The organism is Diaphorobacter sp. HDW4A (assembly GCF_011305995.1).
Classification (GTDB): Bacteria; Pseudomonadota; Gammaproteobacteria; order Burkholderiales; family Burkholderiaceae_C; genus Diaphorobacter_A.
This window is the reverse complement of sequence record NZ_CP049910.1, coordinates 6,200,668-6,217,325: the sequence shown is the minus strand read 5'-3', so window position 1 is coordinate 6,217,325 and position 16,658 is coordinate 6,200,668. Positions and strand designations below refer to the sequence as shown.

Genomic DNA, 16,658 nt, shown 5'->3' with positions numbered 1-16,658 from the left:
ACCCTCAATTGCCAAAGAATTTCAACGCCAAGCTCGTATTTGCTATTTCAAGTTTTGCAAACTGTTCTATCAGACCATGTTTCTGGCGGTGCAACGACTCGCTAAATTTTGCAAATCGATTTTGAAGCTCCTTTGGCGGCAATGGCATCAGGACTTCAACCAATTTCCCTTTTGCAATATTTTTCATGGATCCGCTCGTTCCACTTGATCTCTTTGTCAACTCAGACCTAAAGGATCGGTTCTTAAAAAGCTCCCACGCGAATAAATCCTCAACGATAGCCTCATCAGTCTTAACCATTCGCCAGATTTTGTCGGGCAAGACCATATTCGCGGGCGTATCCCAAACATAAGCAGTAGCAGCGACCAGCTCACTTGTATTTGCGCGGCTGAATAGCAGGTCACCCTTACGAACAATGGCATTTTGAGATGGCTCGTAGTGCTCAGGTGCTGCTTTACTTTCATTCGGCGCGTAAACAGTCTTTGTTACGGCGCTAACTTTCAGAATGCGGTATGGGGATGCGCTTGTGTCTGGGCACTCCATATTCTTACCGCCAACAAAATCTGAGAACTGGTCACCCACACGTACAACGGGCCATTTCTTGGGATTGAAAACCGGATCCCCAAACATCTCCAAAAACACCGCATGCAGCAGTTGATCAAGCTTGGCGATGGCTTCGCGGCGCTTGGCACGCAGAGCGTCAGCCTTGTCCAGAACGTCGGCGATGCGGCGTTGATCGGAAAGTGTAGGCAGAGGTATGTCCAGTTGCTCCAGATAAGCCTTCGGAACCCGTCGCTGGCCACCACTACCTGTCATTCTCTTTTCTCCCTCGACACGGATTCGTGGCTGTCGCAGGAAGTGAAAAAGATATCGTTCATCCAGTTTCTGGGTGTCGGCGCGCACCACATGAAACTCCGTAGAGCCGAAGCCAAACCGGCGCTCAATATTGGCATGCGCAATTTTGCCGTTCTCAAAGCAAGGCGTGATCTTTGCAACCAAAACATCTTCGGGCTGGAAAGGTGTGAATCCTTTCAACAAACCGTCTATTTCTCTGACCTCATGCTCAACGATGGAACCCGTTTCCGCCGAAACAGCCGCCATAGGGACAAAACTTGCAAGCTCTCCTTTGCTTGCCAAAGCTTTATCGAACTTTGGATTAATCAGCGCGCAATCGACAAGTTTAGGCACTGAGCATCCCCTCAAGCTCCTCCACCCCCGCCAAAATCTCCTTCTCCAGCACCTTCAAATCCGCCAATATCTTCTGCGGCGATTCATACTCCACCGCTGCGTGCACCACTTCCTTATAGCGATTGATCGACAGGTCATACCCATTCGCCGCGATATCCGCCTTGGGCACCACAAAGCTTTGATCAATACGCGCACGTTGCTTCTCTGAACCATTGCGCTCAGCCCAGCGCGCCAGCACATCCGGCAGATTGTTGTTGTCATGTCCGTCAGGCAGCACATTGCGCTTGTCGTCCAGACTGAAGCCATCAGCCTGCATGTCGTAGAACCAGACACCATCCGTGCCGCCGCTGCTGGTCTTGGTGAACAGCAGAATCGCGGTCGAAACACCCGCATACGGCTTGAACACGCCGGACGGCATGGAGACGATGCCATCGAGTTTGTGCTCTTCCACCAGCATCTGGCGCAGCGCCTTGTGGGCCTTGCTGGAGCCAAAGAGCACGCCATCCGGCACGATAACCGCAGCGCGTCCGCCGTTCTTCATCAAGCGCAGGAATAGCGCAACGAACAGCAGCTCGGTCTTCCTGGTCTTAACAATGGCCTGCAAGTCGCTGGCCACACTCTCGTCGTCGAGACTACCCGCAAACGGTGGGTTCGCCAGAATCAGGCTGAACTCTTCGGACACACCGGAGTGCCCTTCGCTAAGCGAATCGCGGTTTTCTATGCGCGGGTTTTCCACGCCGTGCAGCAGCATGTTCATGGACCCGATGCGCAGCATGGTGCTGTCGAAATCGAAGCCGAAGAAGGTCTCTTCGTTGAAGCGCCGCGTTGATTTGGCGTCTTTGTGGATGGCCTGCGCGTGGTGATCTTGCAGATACTCGGCAGCAGCTACCAGAAAGCCCGCCGTGCCGCATGCGGGGTCGCAGATCGCGTCAGACGGCGTGGGAGCCATCATGTCCACCATGAGTTTGATGATATGGCGCGGCGTACGGAACTGGCCGTTCTGGCCGGCAGTGGCGATCTTGCCGAGCATGTATTCGTACAGATCGCCCTTGGTGTCGCGGTCGTCCATGGGGATGTCGTTCACCATATCCACCACCTTGGCCAGCAAACCGGCGTTGGGAATGGTGAAGCGCGCATCCTTCATGTGCCTGGCGTAGGTGGAGTCATCGCCTGCTCCGCCGAGGTTGCGAATGAACGGGAAAACCTCGTCCGCCACGGTTTCATACATTGCCGATGCGTCGCCCATGTCCTTGAACACAGACCAACGCAGATGGCGCTGTGCCGGGGGGTAGATGGGGCTATCAACAGGCTTACCAATGCGGTTAGCCTTTTTCTCCTTAAGGGTCTGAAGATCGTCCAGTCGCTTGATGAACAGCAAATAGGTGAGCTGCTCAATCACTTCGATGGGGTTAGAGATACCGCCGGACCAGAATGCGTCCCAGATGCGGTCTACTTGATGTTTGATGGTTCCAGTGATCATTTTGCAAGGGCACTTCCCCTGCAAGGCGCACTACTTGAACTTAACCGGGGCGCCCGGAGGAAGACACCGCACTATATTGTGTTCGAGATATTTTTGATCCGCGATTTGCCAACTTGCCTTGACGGCATCCCGGAAGTCCTTGAGGCTTCAGGCATCTTCAACGCATTCAGGCGAACGGATAGTTCTCGGCGGCAATGCCAGCCTTCGTCAGCGCGTTGAAAAGAGTGGACTTGCCCACATTGGGCAGGCCCACGATGCCGCATTTGAGGCTCATGGCAGGGCTTTCTGGTGTTCGGGAGACAAACCTGTCATTTTACCGGCTTGTGGCAGATACCCCAAACCCGCGGGTCTTCACCCTTTCGTCGATCCACTCAATCAAAACTCAGATTCCCCCCCACCTGCTGCCCCACGCGCAGCACCTGCCCCTCGCCCTCGAGCGTGATCGCGTTCATGCCAAAGGTGAGCGCGCCCTCCATGCGCGGGTCCTGGCGATAGTGGCGCAGCATGGTGTTGACCTGGGTGCCGACAGCGGCGTTGTCGGGGTTCACGTCGGGCATGGGACAGCGGCTGCAGGGCTTGGCCATTTTGAGTTCGACGACCGCGTCATCTGCATCGCCCGTGTCGATGAACAGCGAGTCGATGCGGTCTTCGTCGTGGGATTCGACGCCGTCGATGACGATGTTGGGGCGAAAGCGGCGCACGTCGACGGTCGGCTCGCCCGCAGCTTCGAGACGCTGGTTAAGCTCGGTAATGGATTCCGTGCTGGTCACCAGCATGGGAAAACCGTCGGCGAACTGGGTGATGGCTTCGACATCGCCGGTCCACTCGGGGTCGACGATGCGGCGATGGTCGGGGTTGAAACGCACGAGGCGGCACGGCACCTCGAGGTATCGGGAGAACCAGCGTGCGGGCTCGTCGCCCATGTCGAGAGCGGAGACGGTGTCGCGCCAGACGCGAGCGCGGGTTTCGTTGCCTTGCGCGCTCGGTGCGGCGGTGGGCAGGCGCAGCTCGGGCATGCCGGGGGCGTTCAACACGAGCGATTCGCCGTCGAACGCGGGCTGGACGAGCACCATGCGCGGCAGTTCGCGCTGGGTGCGCAGGGCACCGTCCAGGTCGGTCACCATCCACGCGCGGTCCCATTGCAGGCCGCTTGACGTGAGCAGGGCCTGCTGCACGGCGATGCCCGTGCAGGACTTGATGGGGTGGATGTACAGGCTTTGGATGCGGCCTGCCAGATCGTATTGATCAGACTCGAAACTCATGGGGTCAACTCCGCTGGCGAGGGGGCGGGCATGTGCCGGGCGGCGCACCCGCGAAACGGGGATTCTGCACTCTCGGGCGAGCAGATCGCCGCGCCTCCTACAATTCCCCGTATGGCGCAAACTTTTGACGTATGTATCCGCGGTGCCGGCATTGTGGGCCGCACCTTGGCGTTGCTGTTGGCACGGGAGCGGCTGTCCGTCGCTCTGGTCGATTCCGCGGGCTCGCACGCGCCCTCGCATTCCGACGTGCGGGCCTATGCGATGAATGTGGCCTCGCGGGCGATTCTGGAGTCGGTACGCAGCTGGCCAGATCCCGAGCATGCGACGGCCGTGCTGCAGATGCAGGTGCATGGCGATCAGGGTGGCTCGGTCACTTTCGACGCGAACAGGCAGCACGCAGAAGCCATGGCATGGATCGTGGACGTGCCAGCGCTGGAGCGCCGACTGGCGGACGCGACGCGCTTTCAACCGCTGGTCGACGTGGTGCGCGAACCGGTCAAGGCGCCGCTGACGGTGGTCTGTGAAGGCCGCGCGAGCAAGAGCCGAGCGGAGTTCGGCGTGGAATTCGACGTAACGCCCTACGGCCAGACGGCGATTGCCACGCGGCTGCGCTGCGAGCGCACGCACAGCCAGATCGCGCGCCAGTGGTTCACGGCGGACGGCAGCATCCTGGCGTTTCTGCCGCTCGAAGGCGAGCAAGGGAACTCTGTTGCGGTTGTCTGGTCTATCCCCCACGAGCAGGTGCAGCAATGGCTGTCCTGCGACGATGCCGCTTTCGTGCAGAAACTGCAGGAAGTCAGCGAAAGCAGCCTTGGCACGCTGGAGCTGATTGCGCCGCGCGCGTCGTGGCCCCTGCAGCAGGCGCAAGCGTGCCGCTGGTGCGGGGCAATGCCGGGCGCAGCAGATCAATCATGGGCCTTGGCTGGCGATGCGGCGCACTCGGTGCATCCGCTCGCGGGTCAGGGGCTGAACATCGGCATTGGCGATGTGTCGGCGCTGGCGCGCATTCTGAGCGAGCGCCAGAGCTGGCGCAGCGTGGGCGATGCGAAGCTGCTGCGGCAATACGAGCGCGAACGCAAGTCCGCGCTGCTGCCGTTGGGAACGACCATGGATGCGCTGCAACAATTGTTTGCCCGTCCAGAATCACCGCTGCAGGCGCTGCGCAACTGGGGCATGAGAGGATTCGAGATGAGCGGCCCGATCAAGGACTGGGTCGCCCGTCAGGCCATGGGACTGCAGCCGCCGACCAGACGCTGAGCCCGCGGCCGAGAAGGCATGGACTGAACGCGCGTCGAAACGAATTTGATGAACCTTTGAGTGGATGAGAAAAGAGAACAGCACCATGAAACTAGTCACTACCTTGCTGGCAGGCGCCGCACTCGCAATGAGCACGGGCGTGTTCGCACAGGAAGCGGCCATCCGCAAGGCCCTGACCGAGCGCATTCCGCAACTGCAGAACATCGAGGAAATCTCCGCCACGCCGATGAAGGGGCTGTACGAAGTGCGCATGGGCACCGACGTGTTCTATACGGACGCCGGGGGCAACTACCTGATCCAAGGTGAGCTCATCGACACCAAGGCGCGCCGCAACCTGACGGAAGACCGCATCAACAAGCTCACCGCCGTCAGTTTCGATGCACTGCCGCTGGCCGATGCGTTCACCATCGTGCGCGGCAACGGCAAGCGCAAGATCGCCGTGTTCGAAGATCCAAACTGCGGCTACTGCAAGCGCTTCGAGAAGGACCTGCAGAACGTGGACAACGTCACGGTCTACATGTTCCTCTACCCGATCCTGAGCCCCGATTCGGCAGAAAAAAGCCGCAACATCTGGTGCGCCAAGGACCGCGTCAAGGAGTGGGAAGACCACATGCTGCGCGAGAAGGTCACGCCCGCCGCCAGCTGCGACACCGCAGCCATCCAGCGCAATCTGGCGCTTGGCCGCAAGCACAAGATCACCGGCACGCCGACGATCATCTTCCAGGACGGCACCCGCGTGCCGGGCGCGATCAGCGCGCAGGAAGTCGAAAAGCGCCTCGCCACCGTCATCTCCTCCAAGTGATGACATGATGGGCTGCGCCGCAAGGCGTGCCGCCCGATGAACTCTCCAAAGGCCGGGTGCTCGCAGCCCCGGCCTTTTCCTTTTGAGGCGAGCGTCCGCATATAGTGGATGGCACTCACCCGTACAGAACACCGACCAGATGACCACCCAAGCCACCACCGCCACGCCCGCCGTCTTCTACCGCGTGGAGCCCAGTGATCCGCACAACCACCTGTTCCAGGTGACCATGGTCGTCGCCCGCCCCGCTGAAAATCAGGAACTGGCGCTGCCCGTGTGGATTCCGGGCAGCTATCTGGTGCGCGAGTTTTCCAAGAGCCTGCAGCGGCTTTCGGCGCAGCAGAACGGCAAGACCATCGAGGTGCAGCAGCTCGACAAGCACCGCTTCGTAGCCCAATGCGCGAAGAGCAAACCGCTCACGCTGACCTACGAGGTCGCGGCCTATGACCATTCAGTGCGCACCGCTTGGCTCGACGCCTCGCGCGGCTTCTTCAACGGCACCAGCGTCTGCCTGCGCGCCGTGGGCCTCGAAGACAAGCCGCACGGTATCGATATCGCGCCGCCCGCGCGCATCAAGGGCTGGCAGGCCGCCACCGCGCTCACGCCGGTGCATGTGAACCGCGCGGGCTTCGGCACCTATATCGCCGCGAACTACGACGAGTTGGTCGACTGTCCGGTGGAGCTCGGCAAGTTCTGGAGCGCCAAATTCACCGCCTGCGGCGTGCCGCACCGCATCGTCGTGGCCGGTGCCGCTGCGTCTTTCGATGGCGAGCGCCTCGTCGCCGACACCAAGCGCATCTGCGAGAGCGAAATCCGCTTCTGGCATGGCGAGGGCAAGGCCGTGCATTCGCACTACCTCTTCATGCTCAACGTGGTGGACGACGGCTACGGCGGGCTCGAGCACAAGACCAGCACCGCGCTGATCTGCGGCCGCCGCGATCTGCCGCGCCTTGGCGAGAAAGCTGTGCCCGAGGGCTACAACACGCTGCTCGGCCTGATCAGCCACGAGTATTTCCACACCTGGAACGTCAAGCGCATGCGCCCCGCCGAATTCGCACGCTACGACTACAACCAGGAAAACTACACCGCACTGCTGTGGTTCTTCGAAGGCTTCACCAGTTACTACGACGACCTGCTGCTGCGCCGCGCCGGGCTCATCGACCACGCGACCTATCTGCGCCTGATCACCAAGACCATCAACCAGGTGCTGCAGACGCCGGGCCGCAAGGTGCAGTCCGTGGCGGCGGCGAGCTTCGACGCCTGGGTGAAGTACTACCGTCAGGACGAGAACACGCCCAACTCCACGGTGAGCTACTACACCAAGGGCTCGCTGGTCGCGCTGTGCCTCGACCTCGCGCTACGCCAGCATGGCCGCACCACGCTCGACGACGTGATGCGTGCGCTGTGGCAGCGTACGCGCGGTGGCCCGATGAGCGAGGCCGACGTGCTCGCCGTGCTGCACAAGCTCTCGGGCAAGGACTGGTCCGCCGAGCTCCAGCGCTGGGTGCACGGCACCGATGACCTGCCGCTCAAGGAACTGCTGGCCTCCCACGGCATCGAGCTGCATGCCGACACCACCGCCGTCGCCCAGCGCCTAGGCCTGCGCGTGCAGGAAAACGGCTCAGGCATCACCGCCAAAGTCGTGCTGCAGGGCGGCCTTGCGGAACAGGCCGGATTCATGGCCGGTGACGAGTGGCTCGGCATCGAACTCGCCAGTGGCGAGGGCTGGCGCCTGCAAAAGCTCGACGATCTGGGGCTCTACGCGGGTGCCTCTCCGCGCGCGACGGCCCTGGTCTCACGTGACCGCCGGCTGCTCAGGCTACCGATGCGCCTGCAGCCCGCTCCGGTGGAAGGCTCGGCACCTGACACCGTGCGCCTTTCCGTCAGCAACGCCGATCTCGCCAAACACTGGCTGCGCGAAGACAAGGTCGCCGAAAGCACCAAACTCTGACAGAAAGTTCACACTTTCCGCCGTTCTGGCCGGGCATCAAAAACCGCCCAGCCATCGCTTGGGTATAGTGCAACGTTGGTTTCCCCCTTCGCATCACAAACAGATATTTGGAGATTACCGTGGCCTACGAAACGATTGAAGTTCGCGTCGAAGCAGAAAAGGTCGGCGTCATCACGCTGAACCGCCCCAAGGCCTTGAACGCGCTCAACGACCAGCTCATGAACGAACTGGGCGACGCGCTGCGCGCCTTCGAAGCGGACGAAAAGATCGGCTGCATCATCCTGACCGGCAGCGAAAAGGCGTTTGCCGCCGGTGCCGACATCGGCGCCATGGCCAAGTACAGCTTCGCCGATGCCTACAAGGGCGACTACATCACCCGCAACTGGGAACAGATCCGCAACATCCGCAAGCCCGTGATCGCCGCAGTGGCCGGTTACGCTCTGGGCGGCGGCTGCGAGCTGGCGATGATGTGCGATTTCATCATCGCCGCCGACAACGCCAAGTTCGGCCAACCTGAAATCAAGCTTGGCGTGATCCCCGGCGCAGGCGGCACACAGCGCCTGCCACGCGCAGTGGGCAAGGCCAAGGCCATGGACATGGCCCTCACCGGCCGCATGATGGACGCCACCGAAGCTGAACGCTCTGGCCTCGTGAGCCGCGTGGTCGCACTCGACAAGCTGATGGAAGAAGCCCTCGGCGCCGCCATCCTCATCAGCGGCTTCTCGCAGATCGCCGTGATGGCCGCCAAGGAAACCGTGAACCGCGCATTCGAAGGCACGCTCTCGGACGGCCTGATGTTCGAGCGCCGTCTGTTCCATGCACTGTTCGCGACTGAAGATCAGAAGGAAGGCATGGATGCCTTCGTGAACAAGCGTCAGGCTGTGTTCAAGCACCTCTGATTCACGCCCTTGCCTCCAAGCGCCACGCGTGTTGTCGCGTTGGCGCTTTTTTATGGCATGACACCGGGCTGTCCCGATCTCGGACCGTTAACTTTTGAGTTTCCCGTTCGCATCCACCGTGACAATATCGGTGTAGGTGTTGCCCTCACGTCGGCCCTTGCCGAAGCGCATTCGCACGCCACCCAGATCAAAATCCGAAAGGCTTTCCAGGCCTGCGATCAGACTCTCTCGATCAACCTTCGGGCCAGCATTGCGTAGACCTTCGACCAGTACGGCTGCGTCCACATAACCCTCAAGACTGAGCAAGGACATGCTGTCAAAACCGGAGGCCAACATGTCGCGCTGATAGCGCCGCACCAGTGCAAATCGCTGCGCGTTGGGCGCTGGCACGATCACCGAGAAGATCGGCTTGCTCTGGCTTTGCGCCAACTGCAGAATATTCGATGCGCTGCCGCTGACCGACAGCCCCAGACATACCGCAGCTCCACCTGCAGCACGATAGGCCTTGTGCAGCGCAGGCATGGTGCCCGCCAGACTCATGATCAACACCTGCGCCTGCATACCAGCCAACTGTCGGGCCGCTGGTTCAACCTCCAGACTGGCAGTGTTCGGCGTACTGGCAATGCCCACGGGCATCAGGCCATGGTTGGCCAAGGCTCCGCGGAAGGACACGAGCACCGCTTGCCCGAAAGGATCGTCCGGATATGCCAGCGCAATGCGTTTGAGACCCAGCGTGTCAGCAAACCGCACGAGGCGCTCGACCTCGAAGTCGTAGTTGGTTCGCACCCAGAACACATTGTTCGCACCGCTCTTGTGTAACGAGGTTGCACCCGTGTTTGGGCCGATGACGGGCAAACCTTTGACATTCTTCATGATCTCCGCAGTCTGCCGCGTGCCCTGCGGATGCATCAGCGCAATGATGCATGACTTCAAAGCGCATTTTGGTGACTTTTTACGCGCAAGCAAAAAGCACTGCCCGCCGGGGGCAGTCCCGGTCTCGGAAAGCAACGTCACTGCAAGCGCCAAAGCAAAAGCAAAAGCAAAAGCACAGATGTCCACGCAACCAAGCGTGGGCATCTACGCAATGGCTAGATGCCCGCCTGACCTCAACTCTTCAAACGCCCATCCTCGTCCACCGACACAATGTCGGTATAAGTATTCCCTTCCCGATTTCCCTTCCCGTATCGCATCCTCATCCCCCCCAGATCGAAATCGGTCATCCCCTCGAGTCCGGCGATCAGGCTCTCCCGATCCGCTTTCCCCCCGGCCCGGCGCAAGCCTTCAACCAGCACGCGGGCATCCACATAGCCTTCCATGCTGACCAACGACTTCGCGTCAAAGCCCGACGCGAGCATATCGCGCTGATAGGCCCGCACCAGCTCGAACTTCTGCGCGCTCGGCGAGGGCACGATCACCGAGAAGATAGGCTTGTCGGCGCTCTTGGCCACCTGCGCGATGTTGGCCGCGCTCCCCCCCACCGACAGCCCGAGGCTGATCGCCGATCCGCCCGCCGCGCGGTACGCGCGGTGCAAAGCAGGCATGGTGCCGGCCAGGCTCATGATCAGCACCTGCGCCTGCATCGCTGCCAATTGCTTGGCAGCGGGTTCGACCTCGAGGCTGGCCGTATTCGGTGTGCTCGCCACACCCACGGCTTCAATGCCACGGCTCGCGAGCGAGGCGCGGAAGGACGCCAGCACCGCCTGGCCGAACGGATCATTCGGATACGCGAGCGCAAAGCGCTTGAGCCCGAGCGAGTCCGCCAGACGCACGAGGCGCTCGACCTCCAGGTCGTAGTTGGTGCGCACCCAGAACACGTTGTTCGCGCCGCTCTTGTGCAGCGCGGTGGTACCGGTGTTGGGGCCGATGATCGGCAGGTTCCTGACGGCCTTCATGATCTCGGCCGTCTGGCGTGTGCCCTGTGGATGCACCAGTGCCAGAATGCTGGCGTCGCTCGCGAACTTCAGCGCGTTGTCGCGCGCCTTGTCGGCGTTGAACTGGTCGTCAGCCAGCACCACCTCGATCTGACGGCCATGAACGCCTCCCGCCTTGTTGATCGCATTGAAATACGCCAGCGCACCCTGGTGCAGGCTCTGGCCAATGCCTTTTTCATTGCCACTGTTGTCGAACGTCGCGCCGATGCGCAGCGGTGCCGACTGACTGCGCGCCACGATCCATGGCACGCCGCAGAGCGCCACACCGGTCGCCGCCAGCATGGCTCGGCGCTTCATGTGCGCGCCCCCCAAATCCGACACCTGCTCGGATACCCCCCTCCCCGTCTTCTGATTCATTCCCCAACTCCTTAATGCTCACAAATTCAATTAATTTCAGTTAAATTCGCCAAAAAATAATGATATTGCAAACAACATGCTCAATTCATCATTCATCTCGACTGGTTAATATTGTAAATAATTACTTCATGACTACGCAAAGAAACCGCATACTGAATCGTCAGTCAAACAAGTGAGCGATGAATTCCAACGACACCCAATTCATAGGCTATAATCTTGGTCTCTGGTCGTATAGCTCAGTTGGTTAGAGCGCAGCATTCATAATGCTGATGTCGAAGGTTCAAGTCCCTCTACGACCACCAGTCAAGCCAAGCCCGCAGTGCCTCACGGTACTGCGGGCTTCGTGGGTCAAGGTCGTATAGCTCAGTTGGTTAGAGCGCAGCATTCATAATGCTGATGTCGAAGGTTCAAGTCCCTCTACGACCACCAGTCAAAAGCCGTTGTGCGCAAGCCCAACGGCTTTTTTCTTTGGCGACTATAGCCGTTCAACCGCCCTTCTGAACGATGTTCTGGATGTTCCGCTCGGCGAGCGCGGTGATGGTAAGCGACGGGTTCACCGTTCCGGTGCTGCCCGGAATCATCGCACCATCCATCACGTACAAGCCCGCATGCCCCTTCACCCGCCCATAGGCATCGGTAACCTTGCCTAGCACCGCCCCGCCCAGCGGATGAGCCGTCCAGCTGCGGCCATTGACGCCTTCCACGAACGGCCAGGCGCCGGGCACGACCTGCGCGGCCGCGCAGATGCGGTTGTTGACCAGCCCGGTCGCCGCGATCACATCGTCGTTGCCGCCTACCGCCCATTCGAGCCTCACTTTGTTCACCGACGCATCGTAGAGAAAACGGCCGCGATGGGTCTGGTCGAACCCCATGCCGAGGGAGCCGATGATGCCGACATCCACAGGAACACCGGGCACATACCAGTTCTGCAGCGAGACGGGCAGCCCCGACGGATCGTGAATGCGCGAGGCACAGGGCGCAGACTGCACGAAGCCCTTGGGAATGCCGAAGCTGCGCACGACGATGGTGTCGCCATTCGAGCCCCAGCCGTGCCCGGTCTCCGCGTTCAGGTTGTGCAACGTGCCCTGGGCCTGAGCCCGCACCAGCAGCTCGGAGGTTCCGATGGAGCCCGCCGCGAGAAACAGCCGGTCGCAGCTAAGCACATAGCGGTCAAGCTGCTGGCCATCGGGGCTGCGCTTGATCACGTCGACCGTATAGCGGCTGCCATCCCAACCTATGCCCTGCACCTCGTGTCCCGGGTAGATCTTGGCACGCCCCGTGGCCTCGGCCTGCAGCAGGTAGTTCTGGTTGAGGTCGTACTTCGCGCCGTTGCTGTTGCCGTGGTTGCTGAGGCCGATGGTAGCCGAAGGCTTGCTGGTACCCGAGAGTTCGGCCTGCACCACGTTCCAGTTCCAGATCGACTCGACCGGATAGCTCTTGTAGCCTGCCTTGGCCACCTGCTGGTCCCATAGGCGCGAGTGACCGTGGGGCATGCTGTTGTAGATCTTTGCGGGCATGGGACTGAGCCGCAACATCTGCCGCACGCGCGGGTAGAAGATGTTGTTCATCTCGTCGTAGTTCACAAGGCCGTTGAAGATCGCATCAAAATAACGCCGCTCGGGCTGAATCATCACCCCCGTGAAGACGACTGAGCCGCCACCCACGGCGGCGCCGCGCCAAACGATCATGTTGTCGTAGACCGTGGTGTCAAGTACGCCACCGAAATCATCAAAATAGGTGGTGATGCCAGCAATCATCTTGGCGCTGGTGCGGTGCCAGAATGCACGCCCGTCGGGCAGCGTGTCGTTCGAGAAGATGCTGCGATGCGAATCCATCGGCCATTTGGAGCCGCGCTCGAGCACCGCAACCTGCTGGCCGGCCTGCGCCAGCCGCAGCGCTGACACCGCACCACCAAAACCGGAGCCGATCACGAGATTGGGCGTATAGGTCGGCGGGCGCGGAATGTCGCGGAATATCTCAGGCACCACGGATTGGTAATACAGCTGCTTCAACGACAGTGCCTGCACCGGTCTGGCTGCAAGCCCGGCAAGTCCAGCCACCCCTGCGGACGCCAGAAGTTCTCTGCGTGTGAACATGACAATGCTCTCCCTCTCTGTTGGATGTTGGGTATCGGATGCGCCTGGCCAATGCCGCACTGAACGCGCGGCTCACCCCTGCACACACAGAGAATAGAAGTGATTATTTACATTTGCACGCACAGAACTGGATTTGTGCGTGCTTGTTGATGTGATCGATACGGCCGAGCAACCATTGCGCTCCAACCCATCACCGACCGATCACACGCGTTCGGCCTCGGTCTTCGCTCGCTTGAGTCTGACAGGGGAAGGCAACTTCGACGACACGGCAGGCGCAATCGGCTGGAGCGTATGCAGGTCCAGCAAGGTGAAGTGCCCGCGCCCGCCGCGCCAACCGCCGGTGTCGATGAAGATCACATTGCCCAGTGTCTGGACCTCGTCGAGCGTGGTGTGCCCATGGATCAGCGCTCGCACATTGGCCACTGGCTGTTCGCATCGACGCGCATAGCGATCACGTGACCAGAGGCAGGCATCGATGGCGGAATCGGGTAGGTGAAAGCTACGGATGTCGTCCCAATCCTCGAATGGATAGCCCGCGTGCACCAGCCCTACTGGGCCGTCGCGGGTTTCGACCTCCATCGCGAGCGGCAGCGCGCCAAGCCGGTCGGCGATGGCGTTGAGTTCCGCCTCACTCATCGAAAGCATCCAGTCGCCGCCGTGGCGCATATGGTCGACATCGGGCATAGGGTCGCCACTGGCGGTGCGGCAGACCAGCTGCTCGTGGTTGCCACAGATCGCGTGGAACCACGGCTTGTCCAGCCACTCGAGCACCCGATGCGACTCAGGGCCGCGGTCCACCAGATCACCCACCGAAAACAGTCGATCACGGATCGGATTGAAGTCAATGGCACGCAGCGCGTTCTGCAGTTCTGTAAAGCAGCCGTGAATGTCGCCCACTGCAATGTCCCGTCCGATCCGATTCAAGGAAAAGCGCACCAACTGGCATGAGGAGGCAGGCAAGGCGGAGAACGCGAAATCGGACATGCCAGAAATGTACATTGGGTAACACTCAAAACGCCATTGTTTCGTGCAAACCAACTTCGTCAATATTGGCAATAACTGTGTCTTCGGGGAGGCAACCGGTTTCAGCTGCGGCTATTTGGCGACAAACTGGACGGATTTGCACTGGCAAGCCACGCCCTATCCCGGTGCAAAACCCTGCACGGCTAAAATCACCCCACTCTTCAGCCTCTGGATGTACACCATGAACCGCTGTAACAAGCCCCACTCCGTCATCTCTTCGAACAGCGCCCGCCAGATCGCCGCTGCCACGCTGTGCGCAGTGCTCGCCATGGGCGCCGTGCCCGTTGCCGTCGCACAGGTGATGGAAAATGCCGTCGCCCGCAACTTTCCACCGGCTTCAAAGCGGGGCGATCTCGTCGTCGCCAGCACCGTCGAGGCCAAGGTGGACAGTGACATTTACCGACTGGCCCCCGGCCTGCGCATCTTCAACCAGCAGAACCAGTTGGTGTTCGCGCACTCGGTGATCGGCCAGAAGCTCGACGTGCGCTATCTCGTCGAGCCCAGCACCGGCATGCTGCAGACCGCCTGGATCCTCACCAGCACCGAGCTGGCCAAGGAACCCAAGCGCGGCTGGTTCAAGTAAGCAAGTCCAGCCTCGCCTCTACACCTGCCTGACCGAGGTCGCCGCTCATGGCGCTTCGGCTCTGCACCTATTTGAATAGATCACCGTTTGATTCATCGCGCTGGCCGTCCTGCCTGCCGCTCCCATTGCAGCGATAACGCTGAATAACGCTGCAATATCCGCAGGCGACGGCACGACAGCCGAGGCATCCGCCCCGCTCCACACAGAATACGAGAGACCTCCATGTCCAAAAAAGTTTTCATCAAGACCTTCGGCTGCCAAATGAACGAGTACGACTCGGACAAGATGGCCGACGTGCTCAGCGCAGCCCAAGGCTACGAGCCCACTACCAACATGGACGAAGCCGACCTGATCCTGTTCAACACCTGCTCGGTGCGCGAGAAGGCGCAGGAGAAGGTGTTCAGCGATCTCGGCCGCGTCAAGCACCTCAAGGAAAAGGGTGTGCTGATCGGCGTGGGGGGTTGCGTCGCGAGTCAGGAAGGCGAAGAGATCATCAAGCGTGCGCCCTATGTGGACGTGGTGTTTGGCCCGCAGACGCTGCACCGCCTGCCCGAGCTGCTGAATGCACGTGCCGCAAAGTCCAAGCCGCAAGTGGACATCTCGTTCCCCGAAATCGAGAAGTTCGACCACCTGCCGCCCGCGCGCGTCGAGGGTGCAACCGCGTTCGTGTCGATCATGGAAGGCTGCTCCAAGTACTGCAGCTACTGTGTCGTGCCCTACACGCGCGGCGAGGAAGTCAGCCGTCCTTTTGAAGACGTGCTGGTGGAAGTGGCGGGTCTGGCTGATCAGGGCGTGAAGGAAATCAACCTGCTTGGCCAGAACGTCAACGCGTACCTCGGCAAGATGGGCGACACCAGCGAGATCGCCGACTTCGCGCTGCTGCTCGAATACGTGTCCGACATTCCCGGCATCGAGCGCATCCGCTACACGACCAGCCACCCGAACGAGTTCACCCCGCGCCTGATCGAAGCCTACGCCAAGCTGCCCAAGCTGGTGAACCACCTGCACTTACCGGTGCAGCACGGCAGCGACAAGATTCTCATGGCGATGAAGCGCGGCTACACGGCCATGGAATACAAGAGCACCGTGCGCAAGCTGCGCGCGATCCGCCCAGACCTCGCGATGAGCAGTGACTTCATCGTCGGATTCCCCGGCGAGACGGAAGAAGACTTCCAGAAGATGATGAAGCTGATCCACGACGTGCGCTTCGACAACTCGTTCAGCTTCATCTTCAGCCCCCGCCCCGGCACGCCCGCCGCCAATCTGCACGACGACACGCCGCACGAGGTGAAGCTGCGCCGCCTGCAGGAGCTGCAAGCGGTGATCAACCAGAATATCAAGGACATCAGCGAAGAGCGCGTGGGCACCGTGCAGCGCCTGCTCGTGGAAGGCATTTCCAAGCGCGACGGCAGCGAGCTCATGGGCCGCACCGAATGCAACCGCGTGGTGAATTTCCCCGGCAACGAACGCCTGATCGGTCAGCTGATCGACGTGCGCATCACCGAAGCCAAGACTTACACGCTGCGCGGCGAGGTGATGACCAGCGAGACCATCGCAGCCTGAGTCGCGCGCCGATCAGCGCCGGTGTCTTCTCCTGCGCTGGTGCGGGAGGGGCTCTCCGTTCGTTCCTCTTTTATCTCTCTATCTAGCTTGCCTGTCTGTCTGAGGTTGTTTTCTGCTTCTGACGGGTGGGTAAGGGCAGAGGCCGGGAGTTCCGCCCGGCGGCGGAGTCACTTTTTGGTCTTGCCCAAAAAGTCACCAAAAATGCGTTTTTAATACCCGCGGCAGAACTCGACTTCGCGCTGCGCGCTCCGCTCGGGCAACCGCCGCGAGT

13 protein-coding genes, 2 tRNA genes and 1 pseudogene are annotated in these 16,658 nt (G+C 60.6%); 8 read left to right on the top strand and 8 right to left on the bottom strand.

Annotated features, from left to right (window positions below; all coding sequences use genetic code 11):
- Positions 1-4: 4 nt before the first annotated feature.
- From G7047_RS28255 to G7047_RS28240, 4 genes and pseudogenes are all read right to left on the bottom strand, one after another.
- Positions 5-1,186, bottom strand: a complete 1,182-nt coding sequence (locus tag G7047_RS28255; RefSeq protein ID WP_166311608.1) for a restriction endonuclease subunit S — start codon at positions 1,184-1,186, stop codon at positions 5-7.
- The gene (locus tag G7047_RS28250) at positions 1,179-2,666 is read right to left on the bottom strand and encodes a class I SAM-dependent DNA methyltransferase (protein WP_166311607.1); all 1,488 of its coding nucleotides are present in this window, start codon (positions 2,664-2,666) and stop codon (positions 1,179-1,181) included. Before G7047_RS28250 ends, G7047_RS28255 begins: the two co-directional genes overlap by 8 nt.
- A 172-nt stretch (positions 2,667-2,838) precedes the next feature.
- Positions 2,839-2,940, bottom strand: a pseudogene (locus tag G7047_RS28245) (GTPase); the annotation flags it as partial.
- A gap of 97 nt (positions 2,941-3,037) precedes the next feature.
- Positions 3,038-3,928, bottom strand: coding sequence for an MOSC domain-containing protein (locus G7047_RS28240; protein ID WP_166311606.1), 891 nt, complete (start codon positions 3,926-3,928; stop codon positions 3,038-3,040).
- 111 nt (positions 3,929-4,039) lie between these two features.
- Between G7047_RS28240 and G7047_RS28235 the strand changes: the two genes are divergently transcribed.
- The 4 genes from G7047_RS28235 (at position 4,040) to G7047_RS28220 (ending at position 8,834) form a co-directional block, all read left to right on the top strand.
- Positions 4,040-5,185 (top strand): FAD-dependent monooxygenase, encoded by a 1,146-nt coding sequence (locus G7047_RS28235; RefSeq protein ID WP_166311605.1) that lies wholly within the window; start codon positions 4,040-4,042, stop codon positions 5,183-5,185.
- A gap of 85 nt (positions 5,186-5,270) precedes the next feature.
- Positions 5,271-5,987 (top strand): DsbC family protein, encoded by a 717-nt coding sequence (locus tag G7047_RS28230; protein ID WP_166311604.1) that lies wholly within the window; start codon positions 5,271-5,273, stop codon positions 5,985-5,987.
- Positions 5,988-6,126: 139 nt separating this feature from the next.
- Entirely contained in the window at positions 6,127-7,935 is a 1,809-nt protein-coding gene (locus G7047_RS28225; RefSeq protein ID WP_166311603.1) for a M61 family metallopeptidase, read from the top strand.
- A 119-nt stretch (positions 7,936-8,054) separates the two neighbouring features.
- Complete coding sequence (locus tag G7047_RS28220; RefSeq protein ID WP_166311602.1) at positions 8,055-8,834, top strand: enoyl-CoA hydratase; 780 nt, start codon at positions 8,055-8,057, stop codon at positions 8,832-8,834.
- Between the two features lie 87 nt (positions 8,835-8,921).
- On the opposite strand, the gene G7047_RS28215 is transcribed toward G7047_RS28220, so the two are convergent.
- Both G7047_RS28215 and G7047_RS28210 read right to left on the bottom strand, forming a co-directional pair.
- Complete coding sequence (locus G7047_RS28215) at positions 8,922-9,707, bottom strand: ABC transporter substrate-binding protein (RefSeq protein WP_166311601.1); 786 nt, start codon at positions 9,705-9,707, stop codon at positions 8,922-8,924.
- A gap of 233 nt (positions 9,708-9,940) precedes the next feature.
- Positions 9,941-11,122, bottom strand: coding sequence for an ABC transporter substrate-binding protein (locus G7047_RS28210; protein ID WP_166311600.1), 1,182 nt, complete (start codon positions 11,120-11,122; stop codon positions 9,941-9,943).
- A 225-nt stretch (positions 11,123-11,347) separates the two neighbouring features.
- Between G7047_RS28210 and G7047_RS28205 the strand changes: the two genes are divergently transcribed.
- Together G7047_RS28205 and G7047_RS28200 are read left to right on the top strand one after the other, a co-directional pair.
- A tRNA-Met gene (locus G7047_RS28205) sits at positions 11,348-11,424 on the top strand.
- A 50-nt stretch (positions 11,425-11,474) separates the two neighbouring features.
- Positions 11,475-11,551, top strand: a tRNA-Met gene (locus tag G7047_RS28200).
- 56 nt (positions 11,552-11,607) lie between these two features.
- Here G7047_RS28200 and G7047_RS28195 read toward each other — a convergent pair.
- Together G7047_RS28195 and G7047_RS28190 are read right to left on the bottom strand one after the other, a co-directional pair.
- Positions 11,608-13,218: a GMC oxidoreductase gene (locus G7047_RS28195; RefSeq protein ID WP_166311599.1), complete on the bottom strand. Its 1,611-nt coding sequence runs from the start codon at positions 13,216-13,218 to the stop codon at positions 11,608-11,610.
- A gap of 201 nt (positions 13,219-13,419) precedes the next feature.
- Positions 13,420-14,217 (bottom strand): metallophosphoesterase, encoded by a 798-nt coding sequence (locus G7047_RS28190; protein WP_240939294.1) that lies wholly within the window; start codon positions 14,215-14,217, stop codon positions 13,420-13,422.
- A gap of 205 nt (positions 14,218-14,422) precedes the next feature.
- Between G7047_RS28190 and G7047_RS28185 the strand changes: the two genes are divergently transcribed.
- The gene (locus G7047_RS28185) at positions 14,423-14,824 is read left to right on the top strand and encodes a hypothetical protein (protein ID WP_166311598.1); all 402 of its coding nucleotides are present in this window, start codon (positions 14,423-14,425) and stop codon (positions 14,822-14,824) included.
- A gap of 222 nt (positions 14,825-15,046) precedes the next feature.
- On the top strand, positions 15,047-16,387 hold the full coding sequence (gene miaB, locus G7047_RS28180; RefSeq protein ID WP_166311597.1) for a tRNA (N6-isopentenyl adenosine(37)-C2)-methylthiotransferase MiaB: 1,341 nt from the start codon (positions 15,047-15,049) through the stop codon (positions 16,385-16,387).
- Positions 16,388-16,658 lie beyond the last annotated feature (271 nt).

What these genes read in the sequence shown, in the direction of transcription:
- G7047_RS28250 (WP_166311607.1), bottom strand. Translation starts at nt 2,666, where the DNA reads ATGATCACTGGAACCATCAAACATCAAGTAGACCGCATCTGGGACGCA.
- G7047_RS28240 (WP_166311606.1), bottom strand. Translation starts at nt 3,928, where the DNA reads ATGAGTTTCGAGTCTGATCAATACGATCTGGCAGGCCGCATCCAAAGC.
- G7047_RS28235 (WP_166311605.1), top strand. Translation starts at nt 4,040, where the DNA reads ATGGCGCAAACTTTTGACGTATGTATCCGCGGTGCCGGCATTGTGGGC.
- G7047_RS28230 (WP_166311604.1), top strand. Translation starts at nt 5,271, where the DNA reads ATGAAACTAGTCACTACCTTGCTGGCAGGCGCCGCACTCGCAATGAGC.
- G7047_RS28225 (WP_166311603.1), top strand. Translation starts at nt 6,127, where the DNA reads ATGACCACCCAAGCCACCACCGCCACGCCCGCCGTCTTCTACCGCGTG.
- G7047_RS28215 (WP_166311601.1), bottom strand. Translation starts at nt 9,707, where the DNA reads ATGAAGAATGTCAAAGGTTTGCCCGTCATCGGCCCAAACACGGGTGCA.
- G7047_RS28210 (WP_166311600.1), bottom strand. Translation starts at nt 11,122, where the DNA reads ATGAATCAGAAGACGGGGAGGGGGGTATCCGAGCAGGTGTCGGATTTG.
- G7047_RS28195 (WP_166311599.1), bottom strand. Translation starts at nt 13,218, where the DNA reads ATGTTCACACGCAGAGAACTTCTGGCGTCCGCAGGGGTGGCTGGACTT.
- G7047_RS28190 (WP_240939294.1), bottom strand. Translation starts at nt 14,217, where the DNA reads ATGTACATTTCTGGCATGTCCGATTTCGCGTTCTCCGCCTTGCCTGCC.
- G7047_RS28185 (WP_166311598.1), top strand. Translation starts at nt 14,423, where the DNA reads ATGAACCGCTGTAACAAGCCCCACTCCGTCATCTCTTCGAACAGCGCC.
- miaB (WP_166311597.1), top strand. Translation starts at nt 15,047, where the DNA reads ATGTCCAAAAAAGTTTTCATCAAGACCTTCGGCTGCCAAATGAACGAG.